Raw genomic sequence first — 9,244 nt, forward strand, 5'->3', positions numbered from 1 at the left:
GGACGGCAGCTGCGACGTGACCGCCCACGTGGCGCTGGACTCCTGCGCGGCAGCGGGCACGGCGGCCGGCGCGGCCGACAGCGTGCTGACCACTCAGCGCGCGGCCCTGCTCGCCCTCGGGGTGGACGGCCGGCTGCCCGACCCGGCGCTGGCCGGCTGCGACCCCGGCGGCTACGCGGCCCGGCTGGCCAGGTCCTCGCGGGCCGCGGAGCTGCTCGACCCGGGCAGCCTGGGCGGCTTCGGCTGGCTGGTGCAGTGCGTCGGCCTGGCGCTTCCGCGGCGGTTTCACCAGGTCAGCGGCACCGACTCGTAGCCGCGCAGCACGAACGTCGGCCGCAGGGTCGGCTCGGCAGCCAGCCGCAGCCCGGGGAAGCGCTCGACCAGCATCGGCACCGAGGTCTGCAGCTCCAGCCGCGCCAGCGGCGCGCCCAGGCAGAAGTGGATGCCGGCCCCGAACCCGATGTGCGGGTTGGGGTCGCGGGTCGCGTCGAACCGGTCGGCGTCCGCGAACACCGCGGGGTCACGGTTCGCCGCGCCGAGCAGCGCGGCGATCTTCTGTCCGGCCACCACCCGGATCCCGGCGACGTCGACGTCCTCCTTGGCGGTGCGCTCGAACAGCTGCAGCGGGGCGTCGAAACGCAGGAACTCCTCCACCGCGGTGGGTGCCAGCCCCCACGGGTCCCGCTGCAGCCGGGTCAGCTCCTCGGGATTCCGCAGCAGGGTGACCAGGCCGTTGCCGAACCCGTTGACGCTCGCCTCGTGACCGGCGTTGAGCAGCAGCACGCAGGTGGCCACGAGCTCGCGCTCGGACAGCCGCTCCCCGCCGTCCTCGACGGAGGCGAGGTGGCTCACCAGGTCATCGCCCGGCTGGGCCCGGCGCTGCACCGCCATCGCGACGACGTAGTCGGCGAACTCCTGGCCGGCCTGCCGGGCGGCCACCTGCTGCTCCGGCGTCCGCTCGTACTCGTACATCTTCACGATCGCCTGGGACCAGGGCCGCAGCAGGTGCCGGTCCTCCTCGGGGACGCCGAGCAGCTCGGCGATGACCATGACCGGCAGCGGCTCGGCGTAGTCGGCGATGGCATCGAGGGTGCCGGACGGCTCGACGGCGTCCAGCAGCCCGCCCGCCAGCGCACGCACCCGCGGCCGCAGCCGCTCGATGTGCCCGCGGGCGAACGCCTTGGCGACCAGGGCGCGCAGCCGGGTGTGCTTGGGCGGCTCGCTGTCCAGGATCGACTCCGCGTGCAGCCAGTTGAAGGTGTCCCAGAGGTCCGGCGGCTCGCGTGGGGTGAAGATCCGGCCCAGCCGCCGGTGCCGGAGCACCGCGTCGGCGTCGGCGTGGCGGGCGGCCAGCCACAGCCCCAGCTCCTCGTGCCACAGCGCGCGACCCTGCGACCGCAGCGCGGCGAACACCGGGTACGGGTCCCGGACGAACTCGGCCGAGCCCAGGTCGAACCCGGCGGCCTGGTCGTCGGTCATGGCGTCTCCGTGGCTGGTCGGTTGGATCGGGCCCAGCGCTCGGGCCGGAACCCGAGCCGGGCGGCGGCCGCGTGCACCACCTGGGCCTCCGCGACCGCGCGGGCGTCGACCGCGGCCCGCTGCCGGGCGGCCGGCTTGACCGGCCCGGGGGTCGAGTCCACGTGCACGCTGGCCAGCCCCAGCCAGCGCTGCCACGGCCCCTGCGTCACCCGCACGCTCTGGGTCCTGGCGTGCGGCACGATGTCGACCCGCCGGACCACCCGCCCGCCCCGGGACACGAACACCTCGTCGTCCAGACCGCAGGCCAGCCGCGGCTGCTGCCAGGGGGCGCGGAACCGGGCCGAGCGCGGCGCCGGCACCAGGTCGACCGCGTCGATGTCCACCCCCGGCAGCACCCGGCTGAGCAGCTGACGCACCACCGGGTACGGCGCCACCGGGAGGAGCACGACCCCGGAGTTCTCGCCCTCGCGGCGGTTGCTGCCGGCCACATTGAGGCTCACCCGGTACCAGCCGGAGCGGCGCCACAGCAGCGGCTGGGCCACCCGGACCGCCTGGACCCGCCCGGGCGGCACGGTCTGGGCCCGGGTGGACAGCAGCCCCGAGCGCAGCCGCAGCCCGTCCGGCGATTCGGCCACCGAGAAGTCGTAGTAGGCCAGGAACCCGTTGACCAGGCCGACTCCGGGGATGCCACCGGCCAGCAGGATGCCGACCAGGCTGGCCGACTGCCCGCTGACCACGGCCACCACGATGGTCGCGACGCCGACCAGCGCGCCGAGGATCAGGTTCTCGTTGAGCAGGGTGGAGACGGCCAGGTCCCGTGCCGGGACCCGGACGAGGACCCGCTCCGGCGCCTCGACGGCGGCCGACCCGGTGCCCCGCACCCCGGCCGAGCGGGCCAGCAGCTCGGCGCGCAGCGCCACCGCCGCCGGCTCGGACAGGTAGGCGATCCGCACGTGCGCGTTCTCCCCGCCGGCCACTTCGGGCTTGACCTCGGCCAGGCCCACCAGCCGGGCGAGGAACGGCCGGGACACCTCGACCGACTGCAGCCGCGACGACTGGACCCGCCGCTCGTTGCGGGTCAGCACGCCGCTGGCGATCCGCAGGTCGCCGTCCGCGTCGAACCAGAAGGAGCGGCGCCACCAGATCAGCCAGCCGATGCCGGCCCCCACCACGGCGACGAGCAGCGCCAGACCCAGCCGGACGACGATGCCGCCGGGCAGGTCCCGGCCCAGGACGAACACCGCGACCAGGATGCCGGGCAGCTTGTCGCCGACCTCGGCCACCGGCGTGAGCGGGTGGGTGCGGCGCGGGCGGCTGGACAGGTCGGCCCCGGGGGCCGGTGACGCCTCGGTCACAGCCCCGCCGACCGGGCCTCGCCGAGGGCGGCCAGGTGGTCGCGCAGCCGTTGCGCCTCGGCCGCGGGCAGCCCGGGCACGCTGGCGTCGGTGGTCGCCGCCGCGGTGTGCAGCTGCAGCCGCGCGATGCCGAACCTGCGGTCCAGCGGTCCGGCCCGGACGTCGACCAGCTGCATCCGGCCGAACGGCACCACCACGAGCTCGCGGAACATGATCCCCCGGGTGACGAGCAGGTCGTCGCCCCGCTCGGCGTACCCCACGGCCGCCACCTGCCGGCCGATCAGCCACCAGGCCCAGACCGCCACGAGCAGCCCCACGAGCCCGGCCAGGGCCGCAGCCCACGGGGCCACCGCGAGGGCCAGAGCCACTATGACGGCCGCCACGACGACCAGCACCAGCGGCAGGACGACGATCCGCCGGGCCAGGGCCAGCCGGGGGGAGACCCGCACCCAGCCGGCGTCCGGCGCGGCGAACGCGTCGCCCACCTGGTTGCTCACCAGCCCAGGCTAGCCGCGGGCGCTCGCCGGGCCCGAAGAAGTTGCGACGCGTCCAGTGCCAAAAGTCACCCAACGGACCATTGAGTGCGCTATACCTGCCCCCCAAGAGTGCGGAGCAGCCGCCTCGCAGCTGCGCCGGTGCGGGGACCGGCCTCGACGGAGGAGCAGTAGTGGTCGACATCTCCAACTTGAGCGAGGACGAGAAACGGCTCGCCGAGCTCGGCTACAAGCAGGAGCTGAACCGCTCCTGGTCCGGGTTCTCGAACTTCGCCATCTCGTTCTCGATCATCTCGGTCCTGGCGGGGTGCTTCACCAGCTTCAGCTTCGCATGGAACAACGGCGGCCCGGTCGTCATCGCCTGGGGCTGGCCGATCATCGCCACGTTCATCCTCATCATCGGCCTCACCATGTCGGAGCTGGTGTCGGCGTTCCCGACGTCCGGCGGCATCTACTGGTGGGCCAGCAAGCTGGGTGGGGTCAAGGCGGCCTACTACACCGGCTGGCTGAACCTCATCGGGCTGCTCGCCGTGGTCGCCTCGGTGGCCTACGGCTGCGCATACTTCCTGGACCAGACCCTGTTCAACTACGACGCGGGCTTCGCGGGCCACGGATACGAGTCCGGCGGCTACCCCTCGACTCGCGTCTTCGGCGAGTTCGTCGTCATCCTCGTCATCGCGGTGCTGGTCAACATCTTCAGCTCGCACCTGCTGGCCATGGTGAACAACATCTCGGTGTGGTGGCACGTGTTCGGCGCGGCCGCGATCATCCTGGCCCTGGTGTTCCTGCCCAGTCACCACTCGTCGGCGTCGTTCGTGTTCACCCACACCATCAACAACTCCGGATGGTTCGGCGGCTCCACCTCCGGGCTCCCGTTCTGGTTCATCATCTTGCCATTCGGGTTCCTGCTCACCCAGTACACGATCACCGGCTTCGACGCCTCCGCCCACCTGTCCGAGGAGACGCAGGGCGCGTCCACCGGTGCGGCCAAGGGCCTGTACCGCTCGATCCTCTACTCCGGCATCGCCGGCTGGGGGCTCGAGCTGGCGTTCCTGTTCGCCGTGCAGGACGAGAAGGGTGTCACGACCAACGGTGGCTGGATCGGGACGATCTTCGCGCAGGCGCTCTCGCCGAGCATGGCCCGAACGGTGCTCGCGATCGCCACGGCCGGCCAGCTGTTCTGCACCATCGCCTGCCTCACGTCCTGCTCGCGGATGATGTACGCCTTCAGCCGTGACGGCGCCGTGCCCGGGTCGTCACTGTGGTCGAAGCTCAACCACACCAGGACCCCCGTCAACGGCGTCATCGGCGCGGCCGTCATCGCGTTCGTCGTCACCCTGCCTGCCCTCATCAAGGTGACGACCCCCGCGGGCGTTGTCGTGCCCCAGGCGTTCTACGCGCTGACCTCGATCGCGGTGTTCGGCCTGTTCCTCGCCTTCGCCATCCCGATCTACCTGCGGTGGCGGCAGGGCGACGCGTTCCAGCCGGGGCCGTGGAACCTGGGCAAGAAGTACAAGTGGCTGGCGCCGCTCGCCCTCATCGAGATCGTGCTGACGACCATCTGGTTCGCCATGCCGTTCTCGCCGAACCAGGCACCGTGGGACCCGTCCTTCAACTTCCGGTTCATGAACTACTCACCGATCATCACCGTCGCCGCGCTCATCGTCTTGTGGATCGCCTGGCACCTCACGGCCAAGAAGTGGTTCACCGGTCCGAAGCACACGATCGACCTGCCGGCAGGGGTGACCAGCGCGGACGAGATCGAGCTGGAGCACCACCACGAGGGCTACCTCACCGGCGAGCACGACCAGTAGGCCGAGCACCCCGCGAACCCCCGGGAGGGGCCGCACCCGAGCAGGGGGCGGTCCCTCCCGTGGCATGCTGCGGCCGTGGACAGCGAGGCCCGGCGCGTGGTGACCGCGAGCACGGCCGACCTCGGCGGTGCCGAGGTGGTGCTCACCCTCGGCCCGCAGCACCCGTCGGCCCACGGCGTGCTGCGGCTGGCCCTGGAGCTGGACGGCGACATCGTCGTCCGGGCCGAGCCGCTCGTGGGCCTGCTGCACCGTGGCGCCGAGAAGCTGTTCGAGGTACGGGACTACCGGCAGATCCTCGTGCTGGCCAACCGGCACGACTGGCTGTCGGCGTTCAGCAGCGAGCTGGGCGTCGTGCTCGCCGTCGAGACGATGCTCGGCATGGAGGTGCCGGAGCGCGCCGTATGGGCCCGCACCGCCCTGGCCGAGCTAAACCGGGTGCTGTCCCACCTGGCCTTCCTGGGCGGCTTCCCGCCGGGCGCCGACCCGCTCGACCCGACGGGGACGAGTGCCCGGTCGCTGGCCCTGCGCGACCCCGTGCAGCAGGTCATGGAGGAGGCCACCGGCGGCCGGCTGCACTTCATGGCCAACCAGGTGGGCGGGCTCAAAGCCGACCTGCCGGACGGCTGGACGGACCGGGCCAGGGCCGCGGCCTCCGACGTCCGGGCCGGCCTGCCCGAGCTGACCGGCGCGGTGCTCGCGGCCGCGCAGCCGCTGGCCGGCGTGGGGGTCGCCTCCCCCGAGCAGGTGGCGCAGTACGGCCTGAGCGGACCGGTGGCCCGCGCGTCCGGCGTCCCGCTCGACCTGCGGCGGGACGAGCCGTACCTCGCCTACGGCGCGCTGGCGCAGTCCGGCGCGCTGCGGGTGGTCACCAGGACGGCGGGTGACTGCCCGGCCCGGCTGGAGGTGCTGGCCGAGCAGGTGTCCGTGTCGCTGGACTGCGTGGCCGCCTGCCTCGACGTCCTGGACGCGCTGCCGCCGGGACCGGTCAACCTCAAGCTGCCGAAGGTGCTGCGCGCCCCGGAGGGCGAGCGGTACGCCTGGACCGAGGGACCGTCCGGGATCAACGGCTGCTACCTGGTCTCCCGCGGGGAGAAGACCCCCTGGCGGCTGAAGCTGCGCACCGCGTCGTTCAACAACGTGCAGGTGCTTAGTGAGGTGCTGCCCGGCGTCGGGCTGGCCGAGCTGACCGGAGTCCTGGCCTCGCTGTTCTACGTGGTCGGGGACGTCGACAAGTAGCCGTCAGGCCGGACGGGCGAAGGAGTGCCAGGAGCCGTCGTCCACGGTCTCGGCCGCCTCGGTGGTGCGCTCGTCCTCGCGGGTCTCGACGTCGGCCAGGTCCACCACTGAAGCGACCGGTCGCGGCTCGGCCTCACCCTCGACCAGGATCTCGCGGACCGTCCAGCTGGAGCCCTGGCCCTTGGACACCGCGGCCGCCGCAGCCGCCGCCGCAACGGCACCGGCCTCCGGTGGCCAGCCGGTCTCACTGAGCCGGCCGCTGACGGTCCGCTCGGGCGGCGGCTGGGCGAAGGACTGCTGCAGCAGCGGGATGTCGAGCGCCGGCGGCACGACCACCGAACCCACCTGGTCGCTGGGCAGCGGCAGCTGGTCGAGCACGGAGCGAAGCCGGGAGATCTCGGTGGCCAGGATCTCCACCGCGTTACGCAGCTCGCCCTCGCGGGAGACGCTGGTCAGCACCCGGCGGTGCAGCTCGTCGCCCTCCACCCGGCTGCGCTGCTCCAGCGCCCGCAGCCGCTCCTCGGTCCAGGCCAGCGAGCGGCTGGTGCGCCGCTGGATCCGGGCCGCCAGCAGCAGCTGGACGACGACGATCACCGCGAGCGCGACCAGGCCCAGGCGCAGCGCGCTGGTCCCGTCGGCGGCGAGCGCGACGGCGATGGCGCCCACCCCCACGAGGAGGGCGAGCAGCACGTCCAGACCGCCTCCCCGGGCGGCCGGACGGGCGTGACGTCCTTGGGTCATGCGGCGAGGGTAGATGCTCCGGGGCCGTCGCGGAGAGCCGATGTCCGGGAAGGCCCGGAACTCTCACCGTGCGTGGTCAGATCACTACGGAGAGCAGGGATTTCCGGTCGTGCGACCATCGGCCCATGTCGCTCGACGTGCTCGACTGGCGCCGCCGGGTCGGTGCCCTCTACGCACAGGTCCGGGCCACTCTCGACCCCGAGGAGGCGCACGCCCGGTGGCGGGCCGGGCGGGACGAGTTGTTCGCCCACCATCCGGCGTCCCCGTTGCGGCCGGCCGACCGGGCGAGCTTCCGCCGGCTGCGGTACGCGCCCTACGACCCGGCGCTGCGGTTCGAGGCGGTGGTCGACCGGGTCGACCCGGACCCGGAGCCGGCGTCGTGGTCGGTCCCCTCCCGGACCGACGGTGTCGTGCCGTTCACCCGGATCGGCCGGCTGCGGCTGCCGGTCGGGACGCTCGACGTGTGGTGGCTGGAGTCGTACGGCGGTGGGGTGTTCGTGCCGGTCAAGGACGCCGGCGCCGGGCGGACCACCTACGGCGGTGGCCGCTACCTGCTGGACACGGTCAAGGGCGCCGACCTCGGCGGCGGCGGCGCCGGCACCCTGGTGGTGGACCTCAACTTCGCCTACAACCCGTCCTGCGCCTACGACCCGGCCTGGGCCTGCCCGCTGGCGCCGCCCGGCAATACGCTGGCAGTCGACGTGCTCGCCGGAGAGCTGTCAGGGTGAGGACGACGGATAGCTCGTCCTCACCCTGACAAGTCCTCAGATGAGGCTCTTGGACTTCAGCCAGTCGGTGGCGACCTTGGCCGGGTCCGCGCCGTCGATGTCGACCTGCTTGTTCATCGCGATCAGCTCGTCGGTCGTGAGCGCCGCCGCGACGCCGTTGAGGGCCGCGGTCAGCGCGTCCGAGGCCACCTTGCTGTTCACCACGGCCACCACGTTGTCCGCGTTCTGCAGGTGCTTGTCGTCGGTGAGCACCTTGAGCCCGAAGGCGTCGATCCCGCCGTCCGAGCTGAACACCAGGCCGATCTGGATCTGGCCCTGCTGCAGGGCCTTCTTGGTCAGCGGCCCCCCGGCGTCCAGTGACTTGAACCCGGTGAACTTCAGGCCGTACGTCTTCTCCAGACCGGGCTGGCAGTAGGGACGCTGCGGGCACTCCGGCGGGCCGCCGAGCACGAGCGGCCCGGTGTAGCCGGCCAGGTCGGACAACGTGGTCAGGTTGTTCTTGGTCGCGAAGTCTTTGGTCACGGCGAAGGCGTTCTGGTCGGCGGCCTGGGACGGCTGCAGCACGGTCAGCCCCCTCGGCCCGGCCAGCGCCTGGGCGGCCGTCAGGGTCGACTGCACGTCACCGGACGCCTTCGCCGCGGCGCTCGCCCCGTTCACCTTCTTGTTGAGGAACTCGGTGAAGGTCGCGAGGTACTCGGGCACGACGTCGACGCCGCCGTCGGCCGAGCCCTTCTCCAGGGCCGGCTCCACCACCTCGCGGGCACCGATGGACTTCACGGTGGCCTGGTACCCGGCCTTGTCGAGCACCTGGGCATACATGTTCGCCAACAGCTGGCTCTCCCCGAAGTTGAACGCCGCCACGACGACGGGCCCGCCCGCCGACGGCGAGGTGGACGCCGATGACGACCCGCCGGACGACGAGCAGGCGGCCAGTCCGAGTCCCACGACTGTGAGTGCCGCTACCAGCACCAACAGCCGACCACGTCCGCGCATCACGCACCGCCTTCTGTGTCCCGCGGGTGGGGCTGGAGGAACAACCCGCGCGTGTCCGGCGGAGCGCGGCTGCGCCCCGCGTGGTCCCACCCCAGCACGACCAGCCCCGGCCCGGCAATGCCGGAGCCGGTCACGATGCGGTGACGACCTCCGGCTCGCGGGTGCCGGTACGACGGGTGATCCGGCGCTGGACGGCGGCCAGCACCAGCTCGACCGCCACCGACAGCAGCGCCACCAGGACCACGCCCCCGTATAGCTCCGCCGGGTCCTGCAGGCCGAACCCGTCCACGACGTACCGGCCGAGCCCGCCACCGCCGACCAGGGCCGCGAACGTTGCGGTCGCCACCACCTGAACGGTCGTCGTGCGCAGCCCGGCGAACGTGAACGGCAGCGCCAGCGGCAGC

The 9,244-nt window shown here is 72.7% G+C and carries 10 protein-coding genes; 4 read left to right on the forward strand and 6 right to left on the reverse strand.

The annotated features are described in order from the left end of the window. A partial coding sequence (locus VIM19_01885; GenBank protein ID HEY5183662.1) for a hypothetical protein occupies positions 1-313 on the forward strand: 313 nt, incomplete at its 5' end. On the opposite strand, the gene VIM19_01890 is transcribed toward VIM19_01885, so the two are convergent. Genes VIM19_01890 through VIM19_01900 form a run of 3 tightly spaced genes read right to left on the reverse strand, consistent with a single transcriptional unit; the run spans position 286 to position 3,331 of the window. Further along, entirely contained in the window at positions 286-1,479 is a 1,194-nt protein-coding gene (locus tag VIM19_01890; GenBank protein ID HEY5183663.1) for a cytochrome P450, read from the reverse strand. The two genes, VIM19_01885 and VIM19_01890, sit on opposite strands and share 28 nt — an antisense overlap. Continuing rightward, the gene (locus VIM19_01895; protein HEY5183664.1) at positions 1,476-2,834 is read right to left on the reverse strand and encodes a PH domain-containing protein; all 1,359 of its coding nucleotides are present in this window, start codon (positions 2,832-2,834) and stop codon (positions 1,476-1,478) included. The genes VIM19_01890 and VIM19_01895 overlap by 4 nt, the downstream gene beginning before the upstream one ends. Beyond that, positions 2,831-3,331: a PH domain-containing protein gene (locus VIM19_01900; GenBank protein HEY5183665.1), complete on the reverse strand. Its 501-nt coding sequence runs from the start codon at positions 3,329-3,331 to the stop codon at positions 2,831-2,833. The genes VIM19_01895 and VIM19_01900 overlap by 4 nt, the downstream gene beginning before the upstream one ends. Positions 3,332-3,501: 170 nt before the next feature. On the opposite strand from VIM19_01900, the gene VIM19_01905 reads away from it, so the two are divergent. Beyond that, positions 3,502-5,142, forward strand: a complete 1,641-nt coding sequence (locus VIM19_01905; protein HEY5183666.1) for an amino acid permease — start codon at positions 3,502-3,504, stop codon at positions 5,140-5,142. A gap of 75 nt (positions 5,143-5,217) precedes the next feature. Next, positions 5,218-6,378: an NADH-quinone oxidoreductase subunit D gene (locus VIM19_01910; protein ID HEY5183667.1), complete on the forward strand. Its 1,161-nt coding sequence runs from the start codon at positions 5,218-5,220 to the stop codon at positions 6,376-6,378. Positions 6,379-6,381: 3 nt separating this feature from the next. On the opposite strand, the gene VIM19_01915 is transcribed toward VIM19_01910, so the two are convergent. Further along, positions 6,382-7,119: a hypothetical protein gene (locus tag VIM19_01915; protein ID HEY5183668.1), complete on the reverse strand. Its 738-nt coding sequence runs from the start codon at positions 7,117-7,119 to the stop codon at positions 6,382-6,384. 125 nt (positions 7,120-7,244) lie between these two features. On the opposite strand from VIM19_01915, the gene VIM19_01920 reads away from it, so the two are divergent. Next, entirely contained in the window at positions 7,245-7,847 is a 603-nt protein-coding gene (locus VIM19_01920; GenBank protein HEY5183669.1) for a DUF1684 domain-containing protein, read from the forward strand. Between the two features lie 36 nt (positions 7,848-7,883). Here the strand turns inward: VIM19_01920 and VIM19_01925 are convergent, their stop codons facing one another. After that, positions 7,884-8,792, reverse strand: coding sequence for an ABC transporter substrate-binding protein (locus VIM19_01925; GenBank protein ID HEY5183670.1), 909 nt, complete (start codon positions 8,790-8,792; stop codon positions 7,884-7,886). 178 nt (positions 8,793-8,970) lie between these two features. Beyond that, positions 8,971-9,244 (reverse strand): ABC transporter permease subunit (locus VIM19_01930; GenBank protein ID HEY5183671.1); only part of this gene is annotated, 274 nt, incomplete at its 5' end.

The sequence above is a fragment of the Actinomycetes bacterium genome, from assembly GCA_036510875.1.
In the GTDB taxonomy this organism is placed as follows: domain Bacteria; phylum Actinomycetota; class Actinomycetes; order Prado026; family Prado026; genus DATCDE01.